Origin of the sequence: Azohydromonas caseinilytica, from assembly GCF_012927045.1 — a bacterium.
Lineage (GTDB): Bacteria > Pseudomonadota > Gammaproteobacteria > Burkholderiales > Burkholderiaceae_C > Azohydromonas > Azohydromonas caseinilytica.
Genome location: NZ_JABBFW010000008.1, coordinates 52,826 through 70,642 on the forward strand (window position 1 = coordinate 52,826; position 17,817 = coordinate 70,642).

Here is a 17,817-nt window from a genome sequence, read left to right on the forward strand (position 1 = left end):
CAGGAGACCTCCCATGTCCCCACATTCCTCCCCCGGCCCCCTGGCCGGCCTGCGCATCGTCGAATTCGCCGGCCTGGGCCCCTGCCCCTTCGCCGGCATGCTGCTGGCCGACATGGGCGCCGACGTGATCGTGGTCGAGCGCGCCGCCGGCGGCGGCGCCGGCCTGGAGCGCATCGCCACCGACCGCAACAAGCGCTCGGTCGTGCTGGACCTCAAGCAGGCCGAGGGGCTGGCGGCGGCGTGGCGGCTGGTGGAGTCGGCCGACGCGCTGATCGAGGGTTTCCGCCCCGGCGTGATGGAGCGCCTGGGCCTGGGGCCGGAGGAGGCGCTGCGGCGCCGGCCGCGCCTGGTGTACGGCCGCGTCACCGGCTGGGGCCAGGACGGGCCGCTGGCGCAGGCGGCCGGCCACGACCTCAACTACGTGGCGCTCACCGGGGCGCTGTCGCTGTCACGCCGCGACGAGGCCGCGCCGGTGATCCCGCCCACGCTGATCGGCGACATGGCCGGCGGCGCGATGTTCCTGGCCTTCGGCGTGGTGTGCGCGCTGCTGGAGGCGCAGCGCTCGGGCCGGGGCCAGGTGGTGGACGCCGCGATGGTGGACGGCGTGGCCGCGCTCGCGGCCCTGGTGCGCCACATGCGCGGCAGCCCCTGGTGGCCCGAGGAGCCGCGCCACAACGTGCTGCTGGGCAGCGCGCCCTTCTACGAGGTCTACGAGTGCGGCGACGGGCAGTTCGTGACCCTGGGCGCCATCGAGCCGCCCTTCTACGCCGAGCTGCTGCGCCGCCTGGGGCTGCACGACGAGGACCCGGCGCACCAGCACGAGCACGCGCGCTGGCCGGCGCTCAAGGCGCGCATCGCGGCCGTGTTGAAGACGCAGCCGCGCGCCCACTGGTGCGCGCTGCTCGAAGGCAGCGACGCCTGCTTCGCGCCGGTGCTGGACCTGGACGAGGCCGCCGCGCACCCGCACCACGCCGCGCGCGGCACGTACGTGAGGGTCGGGGGCGAGGTGCAGCCCGCGCCGGCGCCGCGCCTGTCGCGCACGCCCGCGCGCGCGCCCGGGGCCGCGCCGCGCCGCGGCGAGCACACCGAGGCGCTGCTGCGCGAGCTGGGCTACGGCGTGGAAGACGTGGCCCGGCTGCGCGCGGCCGGGGCCTGCGGCTGAGGGCAAGTGCGGGCGCGCACGAAGACACCGGTGAGCGCCACCCTGCTGGCCTGGGCCGCCGATGGCGTGGTGCTGCTGCACCTGCTGTTCATCGCCTTCGTGGTCGCCGGCGCGGCGCTGCTGCCGCGCTGGCCGCGGCTGGTGTGGCTGCATGGGCCGGCGCTGCTGTGGGGCATCTGGGTGGAGGCCGCGGGCGCGGCCTGCCCGCTCACGCCGCTGGAGAACCGGCTGCGCGCGCTGGCCGGCGCGCAGGGCTACGCCGGCGGCTTCGTCGAGCACTACCTGCTGCCGCTGCTGTACCCGGCGGGGCTCACGCGCGGGACGCAGGGTGCGCTGGCGCTGCTGGTGGTGCTCGTCAACCTGCTGCTGTACGCGCGCTGGTGGCGCCGGCGCAGGGCGGGAACGCCAACTTCCCGGACAAGCCGCCCCGGGATGTGAAATCCTCCAGCGCCGGATCTCAGTAACATTTAGATAATTCCTTGTAGCACCCGTTCGAATTCCCGCCTTCCGACCGAGGACGTATTCAGGGTTGCGGCGCTCGCGGCGCGTCCTGGAGGGCGGTCGTGGAGCGCCGTGACACCTGCCGCCCGTGATGCCGCTCCAAGCCCCCGACCTGCCGAGCCCCGGGCCCGGCGCCCCGATGCCGCGTGCCGATGGCGACGCCGCCGATCTGCTGCCGGTGTGGCAGCCGCGCGGCTGGGTGGCGGCCGTGCTGCTGCTCACGCCGGTGCTGTACGTGATGGCCTGGCCCGGCGGGATGCTGGACCTGGTGCTGCCGCGGCCGGCGTTCCTGGCGCTGCACAACCTGCTGGAAGTGACGGCGGTGGTGGTCAGCATGATGGTGGCGCTGACCGCCGCGTACGTGCTCGACGAGCGCGAGCGACCGCTGGGCCGGGCCATGACGGTGGCGTTCATGGTGGTGGCCGGCGTGGACCTGCTGCACATGGTCTCCTACGCCGGCATGCCCGACCTGGTGTCGCCCAACACCTCGCACAAGGCGATCGTGCTGTGGCTGCTGGCGCGGGGCGTGGCGGCCGGGGCGTTGCTGGTGTGGTGCTTTCCGTGGCCGCCGGGCTTCGTGGGCGCGCGCGCCGCGGCGCTGCTGACCATGGCCGGGGCGGCCATCAGCGTGCTGCTGGGCACGCTGGCGGTGTGGCGGCCCGAGGCCTTTCCCAGCACCTTCGAGCCCGGCCTCGGGCTCACGCCGCTGAAGCAGGCGGCCGAGGGCATGGTGATGCTGCTGCTGGGCCTGGCGCTGGCGGGCCAGCTCAAGCGCATGGCCGGGCTGCGCGGCCGGGAGCGCGCCGACGAGGAGCCGGTGCGCGACGCCATCCTGCTGCTGCTGCTGGGCGAGGTCTTCTTCGTGCTCTATGGCGAGCAGGTCACCACCGGCGCCAACCTGCTGGGCCATGTCTACAAGGTGCTGGCCTACGGCTGCCTGTACCGCAGCGTGTTCCTGCACCGGGTGCGGCGCCCGTACCTGCGGCTGCGGCATGCGCAGCGCGAGGTGGAGCAGCGCAGCGCCGAGTACGAGGAGCTGCTGGAGCTGGCGCCCGTGGGCGTGGTGGTGACGGACGCGCAGGGGCGCATCTGCCTGGCCAACCGCGCGCTGGAAGCCATGTTCGGCCACACCCGGGGCGAGCTGGTGGGCCAGTCCGTGGAGGTGCTGCTGCCCGAAGGGCTGCGCCAGGCGCACCAGGGCCACCGCGGCGGCTGGATCGCCGCCGGCCTGCCCGGTGTGCGGCTGCGCGGCGGGCTGCAGGGCCAGCGCAAGGACGGCACGCTGCTCGACGTCGAAATCTCGATCGAGAAGACCCATCGTGCCGAGGGCTGGCGGCTGACCGCCTGCGTCAGCGACGTGTCGCACCGGCGCGCGCACGAGGCCGCGCTGGAGCACCGGGCCACGCACGACCTGCTCACCGGGCTGCCCAACCGCTGGCGCTTCACGGAGGAGCTGCGCCGCGCCGTGGCGCAGGCCGCCGGCGCGGACGAGGTGCTGGGCGTGGTGGTGCTGGACCTGGCCGGCTTCAAGCAGGCCAACGAGCGCCATGGCCATGCCGTGGCCGACGCGCTGCTGCAGGAGGTGGCGCGCGCGCTGGTGGCGGCCGCGCCGCCGGCCTTCCTGGCGCGGCTGGGGGGCGACGTGTTCGGCGTGGTCGCGCGCGGCGTGGGCCCGGGGGCGCCGCTGGCGGCGCTGGCGCAGCGGCTCGCCGCCGCGCTGGCGCCGGGCGTGCGCGCCGGCGCGGTGGAGTGGCCGGGGGCGGCGGCGATGGGGCTGGCGTCGTACCCGGCCGATGCGCGGGACGCCGAGCAGCTGCTGCGCTGTGCCGACGTGGCGCTGGACGAGGCCAAGCAGCGCGGGCGCGCGCAGGTGGTGGCCTTCGATGCCGGGCTGGGCCGGCGTGCGCAGCAGGCGCTGCGCGTGCGGGCGCGGCTGCAGGCGGCGCTGCAGGAGGACGCGCTCGTGCCGCACTACCAGCCGCAGGTGGAGGTGGCCAGCGGCCGGGTGCAGGGCTTCGAGGCGCTGGTGCGCTGGACCGACCCGGAGCTGGGCGAGGTGGCGCCGGCGGTGTTCATTCCGATTGCCGAGAACGCCGGGCTGATCGGGGCGCTGGGCGAGGCGGTGCTGCGCCGCGCCTGCCGGCAGTTGCGGGCGTGGCGCGAGGCGGGGTTGCACACGCGCGTGGCGGTCAACCTCTCGCCGTGGGAGTTCCGGCATCCGGGGCTGGTGGCGCGCATTGCGCGGGAGCTGGCGCGGCACGGGCTGCCCGGGGAGTGCCTGGCGGTGGAGATCACCGAATCGGCGGTGATCGACGACTTCCCCGCGGTGGCGGAGCAGTTGCGGGCGCTGGTGGAGCTGGGGGTGGAGGTGCACCTGGACGACTTCGGCACCGGGCATTCCTCGCTGGCGTGGCTGAAGGCCTTCCCGATTGCCACGATCAAGATCGACCGCTCCTTCGTGCGCGACATGGTGCGCGACGCCAACGACGAGGCGATCGTGCGGGCGGTGGTGGGGCTGGGGCACACGCTGGGCTGCAGCATCGTGGCCGAGGGCGTGGAGCACGGCGAGCAGCTGGAGCGGCTGCGCGCGCTGCGCTGCGAGGCCTACCAGGGCTGGCTGTTCAGCCCGGCGCTGCCGGAGGCCGAGGCGACGGCGCTGCTGCGGCGCAGCTGCGAGCCGGAGGCGGTGGCGGAGTGAGGCGGGGTTTTTCGCGTGCCGGGCAGCCGTGGAGCGCGGGCGCTGCCGACCGGGCGGCGGCACGCGTCGTGCAACAGGCGTCCGGCCAGGGAGGGCAGTCCACGGCGGGCGGCACCGAGGCGCCGTGGAAAAAAGAAGAGAAGTGGGAAGTACCTCGAAGGGCCTGCGGGCGGGTGCGCTCGCGCTGTGCGGGCTGATGGTGGCGTTCGGCGCCGCGGCGGCGAACCGGCCGTGCTCCGGCGCCAAGGGCGGCGTGGCGCGTTGCGACGGCGCGCGCTTCGTCTGCAACGACGGCTCTTACAGCGCGAGCAAGAAAGTCTGCTCGGCCAATGCAGGCAGCGGCGCGACGCCGTACGCAGGTGATGGCGGCGGCAGTTCGCCGCGCCGGCGCGGGGGGCGGCGCCGGTAATTTCCTTGGGCTGCCTGTGCGGCAGTTCAGCGGGGTATGTCCCGCGCGAGCGGGGACGGACCTTTCTCAGCTGCCTGCGCGGCAGTGAAACCCACTCTTCCCCCTCGTCGCTCTTGACAACAATTTCTCAGCTGCCTATTCGGCAGTGAACCCTATGGGCGCGACTTATTGGCGCGGCGGCAATTTCTCAGCTGCCTATTCGGCAGTGAACCTCGTCGCGGTTGGCCGCGAGCCATTCGACATTTTCTCAGCTGCCTATTCGGCAGTGAACAAGGGCGCCACGCGCCTGTTACTGCTGGACGATTTCTCAGCTGCCTATTTGGCAGTGAACCCCATGGGCATCGTCTACGGCATGCCCTTCGATTTCTCAGCTGCCTATTCGGCAGTGAACGCTAAGACAGACCCCAGCGACGCCTGGCGCGTTTTCTCAGCTGCCTATTCGGCAGTGAACATTCAACACCGCTGGGCGGTCGATCTCTGCAATTTCTCAGCTGCCTATTCGGCAGTGAACGTGGCCAGTACCTCGCGCAGCTTGCCTTCCAGTTTCTCAGCTGCCTATTCGGCAGTGAACCTGCGGCGGCCGTCACGGCTTCATCGTTGCTTTTTCTCAGCTGCCTATTCGGCAGTGAACCGGCAGTGAACATGTTCGTGCCGTTGTCGGGCGCGGAGTCAATTTTCTCAGCTGCCTATTCGGCAGTGAACCGCGCAGAGCCACGCGGAGAGCGTCAAGGAGTTTTCTCAGCTGCCTATTCGGCAGTGAACCGGAAAGACCTTTACCGCGCTGCAACTGGCATTTTCTCAGCTGCCTATTCGGCAGTGAACGTGCCCGCCTGGCCCAGCACGAAAGCGGTCGTTTTCTCAGCTGCCTATTCGGCAGTGAACGGGGCGTAAGCAGGGGGCACCTAAGGGCCCCGTTTCTCAGCTGCCTATTCGGCAGTGAACCAAAACCGCTTCATGTCGCGGGAACCCCGACGTTTTCTCAGCTGCCTATTCGGCAGTGAACTGCTAGGCCTCAACCAGGCGACCAGCGGTGCTTTTCTCAGCTGCCTATTCGGCAGTGAACCCGGCGACCTGGCCGAGCTCGCCGCGCGCGTGTTTCTCAGCTGCCTATTCGGCAGTGAACCTCCACGTGGCCCGCGGCATTCGTCGCCGGCATTTCTCAGCTGCCTATTCGGCAGTGAACGTGCTCTACGGCACGCCCCGCGATTTGCGGCTTTTCTCAGCTGCCTATTCGGCAGTGAACCACGCTGCGCAAGCGGATCGCGGCCGGAGATTTTTCTCAGCTGCCTATTCGGCAGTGAATCATAGTCGGCGCGACGCCAGCAATGGGCACGATTTCTCAGCTGCCTATTCGGCAGTGAACCCAGTGCTGCGGCATTCGCGGCCGGTGAGCGCGTTTCTCAGCTGCCTATTCGGCAGTGAACGCCGATCAAGGTTGAATTGATCCGCTCGCTTTTTTCTCAGCTGCCTATTCGGCAGTGAACCGACGCAATCGACGCGGCGTGCCGCAGGCATTTTTCTCAGCTGCCTATTCGGCAGTGAACCGCAGCGACAGGGCGCCAAGGATGATTGCTATTTTCTCAGCTGCCTATTCGGCAGTGAACCAGCTCGCGGATCGACGCGGGTTTCGGGATATTTTCTCAGCTGCCTATTCGGCAGTGAACCAGCGCGGCCTCGGCTTTGCGCCGGCGCAGCATTTCTCAGCTGCCTATTCGGCAGTGAACGCGCGCGCAGGCCTGCGCCCAGCTTTTCCCAATTTCTCAGCTGCCTATTCGGCAGTGAACCCCACGGCAACGCCGCTGCGGGCTGACGGGAATTTCTCAACTGCCTATTCGGCAGTGAACACCAATTGCGCGCGGGGGTCACTCGGGGCGGCGTTTCTCAGCTGCCTATTCGGCAGTGAACGGAATTGAAGTGAAAGGCACTCGCTTCTATGTTTTCTCAGCTGCCTATTCGGCAGTGAACGGGCGCCAGGCGCTGGGGCTTCCGCTGCAGCTTTTCTCAGCTGCCTATTCGGCAGTGAACGCCCTCTTTGACCACGAAGCCCCGGGCCATGATTTCTCAGCTGCCTATTCGGCAGTGAACGCCGAGTGGGCAATCAATGCACTGGTGAACCTTTTCTCAGCTGCCTATTCGGCAGTGAACAAGTCCTACCGCGACCCCTTCTATGCCGACTTTTTCTCAGCTGCCTATTCGGCAGTGAACGGTCAAGCCGTGAGCGAAACGCTACTGCAGAATTTCTCAGCTGCCTATTCGGCAGTGAACCGTCGCACCGCCCGACAGCTCCAGTCGGAGCTTGTATTTCTCAGCTGCCTATTCGGCAGTGAACCGTGCGGGCAAAGAACGGACGGCGATGGGTAATTTCTCAGCTGCCTATTCGGCAGTGAACTTCCAGGCCCGGCGGCTCAATGATCTGACTTTTTTCTCAGCTGCCTATTCGGCAGTGAACCCTCATCGTGACGGTGACGGCATCAGCGACGATTTCTCAGCTGCCTATTCGGCAGTGAACTGCGGCAGCGTGGGCAGATTCAGTGTGGTGGTTTTCTCAGCTGCCTATTCGGCAGTGAACCCTCGGCGCGCTGTCATTGCGCATGCCAGCTATTTCTCAGCTGCCTATTCGGCAGTGAACTACGGCGTACGTCGCGCCGGAGGCCCATTCTGTTTCTCAGCTGCCTATTCGGCAGTGAACGCTGCTGATGCTGTTCGCAGCTCCTTCAGCGTTTTCTCAGCTGCCTATTCGGCAGTGAACGCTGCAGTGGAGCGACGACGGCGGCGCGACCTTTTCTCAGCTGCCTATTCGGCAGTGAACGCCAGGTCGTCGACCAGCGTCTGCAGCTCGGTTTTCTCAGCTGCCTATTCGGCAGTGAACCACCGGCAGTTCCCGGTGCTCGCGCCCGTGTCTTTCTCAGCTGCCTATTCGGCAGTGAACCTGCTGGGCAGCATGGCGGCCGACTTCGGCCATTTCTCAGCTGCCTATTCGGCAGTGAACCCGAACAACAGGCTCACGGCGCAAACGAACCATTTCTCAGCTGCCTATTCGGCAGTGAACTCGGGTACGGCAGGCAACGGTGGGCCGGCTCAGTTTCTCAGCTGCCTATTCGGCAGTGAACCGGCTGCGGAGAAGCCACACAAGGCGCGCAAGTTTCTCAGCTGCCTATTCGGCAGTGAACGCAAGTCATCGACAACCAGGTGCTGCTGTACTTTTCTCAGCTGCCTATTCGGCAGTGAACCTGCAGGAGAAGGAGGGCGACGACGCCTTCAATTTCTCAGCTGCCTATTCGGCAGTGAACTTGGGCGAGGACGGATATTTCGAGCGCGTTGATTTCTCAGCTGCCTATTCGGCAGTGAACAAGGGCAGCGACGCGGCCGTCGATCAAGCGCTTTTCTCAGCTGCCTATTCGGCAGTGAACTCGGTCAGCCGGCAGCGGAAACCGGCGCGCGTTTTCTCAGCTGCCTATTCGGCAGTGAACGATGTCTTGGTGCGCAGCTGCGTGTCGGTGTTTTTCTCAGCTGCCTATTCGGCAGTGAACTTCCACAGCGGCGAGTTCTTGGTGGTGACGCTTTTCTCAGCTGCCTATTCGGCAGTGAACGATGCCAAAGAGCGCCGCGCCGAGGTGCGGATTTTCTCAGCTGCCTATTCGGCAGTGAACTTCGGTCGCGCGGGCGTAGCGCTCGCCGATCGTTTTCTCAGCTGCCTATTCGGCAGTGAACGCAGTTGATGAGGTCGATGAACGCCGGGCTGCTTTTCTCAGCTGCCTATTCGGCAGTGAACGTTGGTGATGCCATCGCGGCCGGCGTGCGCAATTTCTCAGCTGCCTATTCGGCAGTGAACGCTGGCCCTCGCCGCCTGCGGCGTTCGCTGGTTTTCTCAGCTGCCTATTCGGCAGTGAACCCTACATGGCGATGCAGGCCGCGGTGCTCGAATTTCTCAGCTGCCTATTCGGCAGTGAACGGCGCATGCCTCGGCGCGCACGTTGGCCATGGTTTTCTCAGCTGCCTATTCGGCAGTGAACGTTTCCGGGCGTGGCGGTGATCCAGCCCGCCTTTTCTCAGCTGCCTATTCGGCAGTGAACCTCTGCATCGTGCTGGACCTTGCGGCCTGGGATTTCTCAGCTGCCTATTCGGCAGTGAACAATCCTGGGAATGCGTGAAACCAGGTTTCTTTTTTCTCAGCTGCCTATTCGGCAGTGAACCTCGCGGTAAAACTCCACCGTTTTCAGCACCGGTTTCTCAGCTGCCTATTCGGCAGTGAACCAAACCCCGAATGCCGCGCTGGCAGTCACGGTTTTCTCAGCTGCCTATTCGGCAGTGAACCCTAGCGGGTCAGCGGTAGTCGCTGCCCGCTTTTTCTCAGCTGCCTATTCGGCAGTGAACGCGCATCGAGCTCAGCGACGACGGCGCGAACTTTTCTCAGCTGCCTATTCGGCAGTGAACTGCTGGAGCGTGTCTTACCGGGACGCCGTGCATTTCTCAGCTGCCTATTCGGCAGTGAACGGTGACGCCCAGGCGACGTGCCGCGCCCTGGTTTTCTCAGCTGCCTATTCGGCAGTGAACGCGTCATGAACTTGATCCAGCGTACCGTCAATTTTCTCAGCTGCCTATTCGGCAGTGAACGGCGCCGCGGCTGGGGTGGATAGCCTGCAGGTCTTTCTCAGCTGCCTATTCGGCAGTGAACGGGGCGCCGTTTTCCTTCGTGTCTTGGCTCATTTTCTCAGCTGCCTATTCGGCAGTGAACGGGCCTGAAGCTCTACCGCATGGAAGTGAGCGTTTCTCAGCTGCCTATTCGGCAGTGAACATTCTGGTGATCGGGGGACAGAAGGGCGGCGTTTTCTCAGCTGCCTATTCGGCAGTGAACATCACGCAGGCCTCCACCAACCCGCGCTCCGTTTTCTCAGCTGCCTATTCGGCAGTGAACGGCATTTCCGGCAGTAACTACCTGCTGACGGTTTTCTCAGCTGCCTATTCGGCAGTGAACACCGGGGGCGGGAACAGCAAGAGGACCGACATTTTCTCAGCTGCCTATTCGGCAGTGAACGGCCTACGCGGCGCCGATGGCGGCCCTGGAATTTTCTCAGCTGCCTATTCGGCAGTGAACGCGGGTATTGCTTAGCCATGCGCGCCTCCCGTTTTCTCAGCTGCCTATTCGGCAGTGAACATCGCCGCACTTGGCCCGCGGCCCGAGGTGGTTTTCTCAGCTGCCTATTCGGCAGTGAACGTCATTGAATTCCTCGGCCGCCAGTTCCACGATTTCTCAGCTGCCTATTCGGCAGTGAACTCCACGGCAAGCCCTGCCAGTGCTACCCATTCATTTCTCAGCTGCCTATTCGGCAGTGAACTGGAGCGTCCCGACCGATGCGATTCAGACGATTTTCTCAGCTGCCTATTCGGCAGTGAACGACCTGATGCGAATCCGTGACCGCGCCCTGAATTTCTCAGCTGCCTATTCGGCAGTGAACACCTGACCGAGCTGGGCACGCGGTTTTACGCGTTTCTCAGCTGCCTATTCGGCAGTGAACAGCGTCCTGGCCGCGAAAGCGGCGCTGGGCACTTTCTCAGCTGCCTATTCGGCAGTGAACGTGACTTCGCTCCTGCACACGGCCGACAGCATTTTCTCAGCTGCCTATTCGGCAGTGAACTAAGCCCCTGCTAATCACGCACAAAAACCACATTTCTCAGCTGCCTATTCGGCAGTGAACCGCCGCGAGGGGCGCAACGCGAACTGCTGGCGTTTCTCAGCTGCCTATTCGGCAGTGAACATGGACAGGTCGCTGCCCATCGCGCCCGACAGTTTCTCAGCTGCCTATTCGGCAGTGAACCGGTGAGACCTCAGAAGGCCTCTATATCGAGCTTTCTCAGCTGCCTATTCGGCAGTGAACGTAATACTGAGGGGAACCGATAGATGGACACATTTCTCAGCTGCCTATTCGGCAGTGAACCGGGCGGCGCGTGGGCACGGCGCGCATCCAGATTTCTCAGCTGCCTATTCGGCAGTGAACGCCCTGACCAAGGCCACCGCAGGCGCCGCCAATTTCTCAGCTGCCTATTCGGCAGTGAACCCAACGGGGCCTTTTTACGTGGGGCCCCGCCAATTTCTCAGCTGCCTATTCGGCAGTGAACGGCTGCGGCCACCGCTACCGGGTCGGCTTCAATTTCTCAGCTGCCTATTCGGCAGTGAACATCTGTTCCAGATCCCCGGCTTGGCCCGGTGATTTCTCAGCTGCCTATTCGGCAGTGAACAGCAACACCGCCGGATACAAGGAAAGCCCCGTTTTCTCAGCTGCCTATTCGGCAGTGAACGTCGAGATCGAAAGCGGCGCGATCTTCTACATTTTCTCAGCTGCCTATTCGGCAGTGAACCTGGAATCGTGCGTCATGTGGTCCCTGTGCATTTTCTCAGCTGCCTATTCGGCAGTGAACGCCATGCAGGTGCTCGCGCACACCGGGCGGTTTTTCTCAGCTGCCTATTCGGCAGTGAACGGGACTCGCGCAGGCCCGCCACGCTGAAGGCCTTTTCTCAGCTGCCTATTCGGCAGTGAACTTCAACGACTCAGCGAGCCGAGCACCTGGGCATTTCTCAGCTGCCTATTCGGCAGTGAACAGCAGGCCACGAGCGAAGCCATCGCCGCAGCTTTTCTCAGCTGCCTATTCGGCAGTGAACCACTGCTCCGCCCCCCACTCTTGCGACATGCGTTTCTCAGCTGCCTATTCGGCAGTGAACGGCGGCGCGGCCTACGGCAGCAAGGGCGGCGTTTTCTCAGCTGCCTATTCGGCAGTGAACCAGCTCGCCGCTCACCACTGCCGGGCTCGTTTTTTCTCAGCTGCCTATTCGGCAGTGAACACCGTGCTCGCGCCTGGCCGCTACGGCTACCATTTCTCAGCTGCCTATTCGGCAGTGAACGGCTCGAAGGCCGGCGCGGCGGCGGTGTTGGTTTTCTCAGCTGCCTATTCGGCAGTGAACCTGAGCGCAGCCATGGTCGCCGCTGCCGCGCATTTCTCAGCTGCCTATTCGGCAGTGAACAAGCTGCTGGCCCCGTACGCGAACGCTGGCCATTTCTCAGCTGCCTATTCGGCAGTGAACACATCGTCCAGAGCCCGGCGACCGACTTCACCTTTCTCAGCTGCCTATTCGGCAGTGAACGGAGTGGGGCCGCGTGGCCCACGACGGCCGCGTTTTCTCAGCTGCCTATTCGGCAGTGAACACGCTTTGAATCTCCACCAGGCGGTCCACGTATTTCTCAGCTGCCTATTCGGCAGTGAACCCGAAGGGGCTTTTCTGCGTTGCCCGATGCCGTTTCTCAGCTGCCTATTCGGCAGTGAACCTGCCCTACGAATCCGGCCTCGTTTTGGATGATTTCTCAGCTGCCTATTCGGCAGTGAACGGGGCACCGAGCACGCGGGAAATGAGGGAGCGTTTCTCAGCTGCCTATTCGGCAGTGAACCAGGATCTGCTCGACGCGCTGCACCTGTTTTTCTCAGCTGCCTATTCGGCAGTGAACGGGCCCTGCTCGACGCCGCCCTCCACGGGGCGTTTCTCAGCTGCCTATTCGGCAGTGAACGCCCTCGCGATCCACTTGTCGTCTTCCGGGATTTTCTCAGCTGCCTATTCGGCAGTGAACGAAGCGCTCCAGCAGCGCGTCGATCTGCTCCATTTCTCAGCTGCCTATTCGGCAGTGAACCCCGCCAAGGTTGTCCTCAAGGGGGGGTGGGGTTTCTCAGCTGCCTATTCGGCAGTGAACCATGCCCCGTGCTGCTCTGCTGCAGCCGGTGTTTTCTCAGCTGCCTATTCGGCAGTGAACGTCGTGCTGACCGACATCCCGGTCTACAACGATTTCTCAGCTGCCTATTCGGCAGTGAACGGGGCTCATCAGCACCGTCGTCGGCTCGGTGTTTTCTCAGCTGCCTATTCGGCAGTGAACTTGACCGTGAGCGATCCACCCGTGGCGCTGGCTTTTCTCAGCTGCCTATTCGGCAGTGAACGACGCCTTGCGGTCGACCGTGGGCACGTGGAATTTCTCAGCTGCCTATTCGGCAGTGAACTCCCGAACCGCTGCGCCACCGCACTCCCCGCATTTCTCAGCTGCCTATTCGGCAGTGAACAATTCCGGGCGCGTGGACGCGCGGCGCGTCGATTTCTCAGCTGCCTATTCGGCAGTGAACCCGCCGCGACTCGGATATCCGTGCTCACACCTTTTCTCAGCTGCCTATTCGGCAGTGAACGGCTCCTTTGCCCCTGGCCCGCGTAATTGCCGTTTCTCAGCTGCCTATTCGGCAGTGAACGCGGAACAAGCTGGTCCCCCAGGCCGGCGTGGTTTTCTCAGCTGCCTATTCGGCAGTGAACCGAGCCAGCCGGCGCAAACCATCAGGGACATTTTTCTCAGCTGCCTATTCGGCAGTGAACGGGCCGCACGCTACCGGGCCGCCTTCCGTGCATTTCTCAGCTGCCTATTCGGCAGTGAACGGCAACTGCCCGCCGGCCACTGAGGTCATGCTTTTCTCAGCTGCCTATTCGGCAGTGAACGGCTGGGCCGAGCCGCTGGACGAGGCGGCCAATTTCTCAGCTGCCTATTCGGCAGTGAACATGAACGCAGCGCGCCGCTCACGCCGCCGCCAGTTTCTCAGCTGCCTATTCGGCAGTGAACGAGCCCGGCCAAGCGGGCAGCGACTACCGCTATTTCTCAGCTGCCTATTCGGCAGTGAACCCGGACTGGGCGCGGGAAATGGTGCAGCGCCTTTTCTCAGCTGCCTATTCGGCAGTGAACGAGTCGCTGATGCCCAAGGCCGACAGCACGCTTTTCTCAGCTGCCTATTCGGCAGTGAACTCCGGGCGAAATAGGCGACGAACCTGCGGCGTTTTCTCAGCTGCCTATTCGGCAGTGAACTAGAGCCCGGCGATTGTAAGTGCCCGTTGTTAAAGAGCTTTCCGCGCGAAGTGCGCTCCGGACCCTTCCGCAACGGGCGCGCGCAAGTGCCTGATGCATCAAGCACTTGCGCGCGGCGCCGGAAAAAGGGTCAGAAGTGCGGCACGGTGGCCGTGCTGCTCAGGCCGTAGGCGTTGAACTCGCCCGCCTGCGGCTTGGGCAGCAGCGGGCCCTGGCGCAGGAACAGCCGGAACTGCTGCCCCGTGCTCTGGCTGGCCAGCGCCACGAAGGGCAGCGCCAGCCGCTCGGCCAAGCTGTCCGGGATGCGCGCCAGCGCTTCCTCCGCGCTCAGCTCGAGCCGCCGCATCAGCCGCCGCCGCAGCCGCTCCGGGCTGCTCTTGGCCTGCACCCGGCGCAGCGTGCGGTGCCGCGCCCCGGCCGGTACCGCGGCGATGCCGAAGACCTCGCCGTGGTCGCGCATGCCCCGCAGCCAGTCCTGCGCCATCAGCCGCGCCAGCTCGCCCTCGGGCCCCACCAGCCGCAGCCGGTCGCCCAGCGTGCGCGCGCGCTCGTCATAGCCGGGAAAGCACACGCCAACGGCACGGTGCCCGCCCTGCGCCAGCGCCCGGTGCAGCTTGGCGTACAGCGCCGCCATCAGCTGGTGCGCCGGGAACTCCGGGTCGGGCAGCAGCGCGATGTCCAGGAAGTGCGACATCGCCCTCACTCCCCGTCGCCGAACACGCCGCCGCGAATGAGCGTGGCCATCACGAAGTGCTGCTGCTCCGGCGCCGGCACCCGGTCCTTGAGCAGCCAGCCGTCGAGCAGGTTGTAGAAGTCCTGCTTCTCCTTGGGTTGGCGGCAGGCCTTGCCCAGCGTGGTCACGGAGCCGTAGGGCTCCACGGCAATGGGGCCCAGCGTCGCCGCCTCGGGATGCCAGGTGTCGATGGTGCGCAGCGCGTTGCCCAGCTTCTGCGAGTGCATGCCCGCCACGTCGGCCACGGTGTAGAGCGTCTTGCTCTTCTTGGTGGAGTCGCGGTCCAGGATCAGCTCCTGCGACGGAAACACCTCCTGCCCCGCGCCCACGCGCACGAAGGCGCTCACCCCCAGCAGCACGTGCGACTCGCCCGACAGGCCCCGGGCGATGAGCTGCGCCACCTCGTCCAGGGTTTCCGTCATCTCGCCCGGGGCGTCGAAGTGGCGCAGCGAGAGTTTCAGGGCGTCGAAGCGCCAGGTCGTGGCCGGCGCGCCCTGCACCAGGTGCTGGACGCGCACCTCCACCTCCTCGGCGCCGGTGCGGTTGCGCCACAGCCAGCGGCCGTTGGCCAGGTTGTGGGCGTAGCGGCGCGCCAGCTCGATGAAGCCGTGGGCCTTGACGTAGCCCTCCACGGTCTGGCGCAGCTTGGCCTGGTAGGCGGCGTTGTTGCAGGCCGACGGCGAGCCCGCGCCCTGCAGCACGCGCAGCGTGAAGGCGACTTTCAGCGTGTCGGCATCGGCCGGCAGCGCGGCCACGTCCACGGTCTGCAGGTTGGGCTTGTCGATCTGGGCGTCGAGCTTGGCCGGGTCCTGGTCCTTGGCCTTGAGGCGGTTGGAGATCGTGCCGCGCACGGACTTCTCGCGCACCGGCACGGGGGCCCAGCGGGCCGGGTCGTCGCGCTCGTCCCAGCGCCCGGCGCTGAACAGGGCGTCGGACGGATCGAGCTTGCGCTCGAAGGCCAGGACGGAAGCGGTCTTGAGGTCGGCGTCGGCGGTCTTGGTGGCCATGGTTTGAGGCTCCTTGCGGGGGATTTCAGGATTCGGTGGCGGCGGCTTCGGCCGTCGTGGGCAGGGGGGCGTAATCGTTGCGGCAGCGGTACAGGCGCGAGGCCTCGTCGTGCTCGGCCCACCAGAACAGGTCGGACCAGCCGCGCAGCCGGTGCGGGCTGATCCACTGCCCGATGGAGTACACGCCCTCGACGAAGCGCAGCGGCGTGGCGGCGTCACGGGCGCCCGCGACGCTGCCGGCCGGGTGCAGTCCGGACAGGCCGGCGAAGCCGACCGGGATGGGCACGATCCAGCCCTCACGGCTGTCGTAACGCCACTCGGCGGACTCCTCCACCGTGCCGTCGGCCTTCTGGCGCGACACCTTGTGGGCGCGCGAGGTCAGGCGCGACAGGTCCAGCCAGGCATCGAGCGGGCTGGCGTCCACGTCGGCTTGGCGCAGCGCCTCCAGGCGGGCTTGCAGCAGGTCGTCGCGCGACACCAGCGCGAAGCCGGGCAGGCAGCGGCGCATGAGGCGGCGGAACTGCTTGCGCTCGTCGTCCGCATGGCCGACCGGCAGCAGCTCCAGCAGCGGCCGGGGCGGGCGCCGGTTACCGGGCAGCGCCGGCATCACGCTGCCGCCGGCGATGCGCATGCCCTGCACCAGCTGCGCGACGCGCTGCGCCAGCGCCTGACGCTCGGCCTCGCCGTCCTGCCCTTCGGTCACCTCCACGTCGAACACGAGCGTCAGGTCCAGGTGCGCCCTGCCCTCCTCGACGATGGCCGCGGTGGCGCCGTTGGGCAGGACGGGATTGCGCGTGAGATGGAAGCTGCGCGTGTAGCCGCCGCGCGTGACCTGCGGCTCGAAGCCGTGGCAGACCATGCCCACCCCATAGAACTTGATGCCCGCATCGCGGCCAAGCCTGCGCTCGGCGGCGGTCATCGCGCCCAGGAACGCCGTCATGGCCGGCCAGCCCCAGGTCATCGGGCTGGAGACGGCGTTGGCGTTCTGGATGCGCAGCCGCGGCAGCAGCAGCACGGCGCGGCGCCAGACGGGGGCGCCTTGCAGGTCCTCAGCGCTCATCGGTCACCTCCCAGTCATAGGCCTTCACTTCCTCCAGCACGCGCTTGCGCCAGGCCAGGAACTCGGGGTCGCCAAACAGCAACTTGCCGCGCAGCTGCTCGTTGAGCCAGTTGGCGAACTGCTCGGCGATGCGCTCCATGATTTCGTCGGGTGTCAGGCCATCCGCCGGGGCGGCCAGCGGGTCCAGCCAGCATTTCTCGGCCTCGCCGAGCCGGCATTCCGCCTCGCGGCTCCAGCCCTCGGGCAGGCCGCGCAGCTCGGCGGTGAACTGGATGAATTCGTCCACCAGCGCGTCCACCAGCTCGGCGCGGCGGTCGCGCGTGTCCTTGTTGGCGGTGGAATCGGTCTCCAAGAAGCCGCGCAGCCGCGGCACCAGCCGGCGCACCTGCTCGCGGTAGCCGAAGACCTTGAACAGGTCGTCAACCCGGTGCAGCGGGCGCACGGGCTCGCTGTTCCACACCGGCGGCAGCGAGGCCAGCAGCAGGTTCTCGCCGCGGCGCTCGTTGTTAAGCACGCTGATATTCCATGGCTTAGACCCTCCCAGCTTGCGCACGGCCAGGTTGGGGTAGCCGTGCAGGGGGTGCTCGCTGAACTGGCCCTGGCGTTTGGCCTCGCGCGCGGCCTTGGTGGCCTCGCCGAAACGGTCGTCCTGCAGTTGCGCGTAGAAGCGGTGGATCAGCGAGGTGGGATGCAGCGGGGCCAGCAGGTGGTAGCTGGCGTCGTCGCAGGGGTCGTCACCCACCAGCCAGTACACCTGCTTGGCATGGGTGTGGGAGGCCAGGCCGTCGCGCGGCTCGGTGAGGCCGGCGAAGGCGGCCATCATCGACGCCGCAGCCTCCGGTTCGTCGCTGAGCACGGCGGCCCAGTCCGGATCGCGCGCCTGCGACAGCATCAGCAGCGTGCGGCCCTCGAAGCGTTGATTGAGGAACTTGTTGACGTCGAGCGCGGCGGCGTTGCCGACCACGTCGTTGTCGAAGCGGCTGCCCAGGCAGTGGCTGCCCACGACGTCCAGCGCCGGCAGCGTCGAAGGATCGGCGTGGAGGCTGGTGCCCTTGGCGTCCGGGTGCAGCGGCTTGAGCGAGTGCGTCACCGCCTGCAGTTGCGCGACGCGGCGCGCCGCGTCGGGAAGCCAGTTTCCCGGCTCGTACTGCTGGCGCAGCTCGGCGCGCTTGGGATCGTCGGGAGAGAGCTTTTCGAGCTTGTCGTTGAGCCGGTCGGTCAACCAGCCCGAGACGAGCGCGGCCAGCTCTGCCTGACGCGCGGAAGGTGGCGTTGGCATGGAGTCCAGTTCGTCAGTGAAGCGGCCTGGGGCCGCGAGAAATGGGCTCCGCTGCAACTTCTCGGAGCACCGGTTGGGGCCTTCATTGA

The 17,817-nt window shown here is 66.0% G+C and carries 8 protein-coding genes and 1 CRISPR repeat array; of the genes, 4 read left to right on the plus strand and 4 right to left on the minus strand.

The window, feature by feature from the left end; translation table 11 throughout:
- Window positions 1-13 precede the first annotated feature (13 nt).
- The 4 genes from HHL10_RS13390 (at window position 14) to HHL10_RS13405 (ending at window position 4,770) form a co-directional block, all read left to right on the plus strand.
- The gene (locus HHL10_RS13390; RefSeq protein ID WP_205833030.1) at window positions 14-1,162 is read left to right on the plus strand and encodes a CaiB/BaiF CoA transferase family protein; all 1,149 of its coding nucleotides are present in this window, start codon (window positions 14-16) and stop codon (window positions 1,160-1,162) included.
- Between the two features lie 30 nt (window positions 1,163-1,192).
- Window positions 1,193-1,600 carry a DUF2784 domain-containing protein gene (locus tag HHL10_RS13395; RefSeq protein ID WP_310734589.1) on the plus strand — a complete coding sequence of 136 codons (408 nt, stop codon included), beginning with the start codon at window positions 1,193-1,195 and terminating at the stop codon, window positions 1,598-1,600.
- A 154-nt stretch (window positions 1,601-1,754) separates the two neighbouring features.
- Window positions 1,755-4,361, plus strand: coding sequence for a bifunctional diguanylate cyclase/phosphodiesterase (locus HHL10_RS13400; RefSeq protein ID WP_169160875.1), 2,607 nt, complete (start codon window positions 1,755-1,757; stop codon window positions 4,359-4,361).
- A 124-nt stretch (window positions 4,362-4,485) separates the two neighbouring features.
- A complete protein-coding gene (locus HHL10_RS13405; RefSeq protein ID WP_169160876.1) occupies window positions 4,486-4,770 on the plus strand; it encodes a YdcA family protein in 285 nt (94 codons plus the stop codon).
- Between the two features lie 62 nt (window positions 4,771-4,832).
- Window positions 4,833-13,649: direct repeats of the CRISPR family, unit length 28 nt; unit sequence TTTCTCAGCTGCCTATTCGGCAGTGAAC.
- Window positions 13,650-13,779: 130 nt separating this feature from the next.
- Here the strand turns inward: HHL10_RS13405 and cas6f are convergent.
- From cas6f to csy1, 4 genes are read right to left on the minus strand one after another with little or no spacing between them, the layout of a single operon-like run.
- The gene (cas6f, locus tag HHL10_RS13410) at window positions 13,780-14,343 is read right to left on the minus strand and encodes a type I-F CRISPR-associated endoribonuclease Cas6/Csy4 (protein ID WP_169160877.1); all 564 of its coding nucleotides are present in this window, start codon (window positions 14,341-14,343) and stop codon (window positions 13,780-13,782) included.
- Window positions 14,344-14,348: 5 nt separating this feature from the next.
- Window positions 14,349-15,389 (minus strand): type I-F CRISPR-associated protein Csy3, encoded by a 1,041-nt coding sequence (gene csy3 / locus HHL10_RS13415; protein WP_169160878.1) that lies wholly within the window; start codon window positions 15,387-15,389, stop codon window positions 14,349-14,351.
- A 25-nt stretch (window positions 15,390-15,414) separates the two neighbouring features.
- Complete coding sequence (gene csy2, locus HHL10_RS13420; protein WP_169160879.1) at window positions 15,415-16,449, minus strand: type I-F CRISPR-associated protein Csy2; 1,035 nt, start codon at window positions 16,447-16,449, stop codon at window positions 15,415-15,417.
- Window positions 16,439-17,728 carry a type I-F CRISPR-associated protein Csy1 gene (gene csy1, locus HHL10_RS13425; protein ID WP_169160880.1) on the minus strand — a complete coding sequence of 430 codons (1,290 nt, stop codon included), beginning with the start codon at window positions 17,726-17,728 and terminating at the stop codon, window positions 16,439-16,441. The genes csy2 and csy1 overlap by 11 nt, the downstream gene beginning before the upstream one ends.
- Between the last annotated feature and the right edge of the window lie 89 nt (window positions 17,729-17,817).

What these genes read in the sequence shown, in the direction of transcription:
- HHL10_RS13390 (WP_205833030.1), top strand. Translation starts at nt 14, where the DNA reads ATGTCCCCACATTCCTCCCCCGGCCCCCTGGCCGGCCTGCGCATCGTC.
- HHL10_RS13400 (WP_169160875.1), top strand. Translation starts at nt 1,755, where the DNA reads ATGCCGCTCCAAGCCCCCGACCTGCCGAGCCCCGGGCCCGGCGCCCCG.
- cas6f (WP_169160877.1), bottom strand. Translation starts at nt 14,343, where the DNA reads ATGTCGCACTTCCTGGACATCGCGCTGCTGCCCGACCCGGAGTTCCCG.
- csy3 (WP_169160878.1), bottom strand. Translation starts at nt 15,389, where the DNA reads ATGGCCACCAAGACCGCCGACGCCGACCTCAAGACCGCTTCCGTCCTG.
- csy2 (WP_169160879.1), bottom strand. Translation starts at nt 16,449, where the DNA reads ATGAGCGCTGAGGACCTGCAAGGCGCCCCCGTCTGGCGCCGCGCCGTG.
- csy1 (WP_169160880.1), bottom strand. Translation starts at nt 17,728, where the DNA reads ATGCCAACGCCACCTTCCGCGCGTCAGGCAGAGCTGGCCGCGCTCGTC.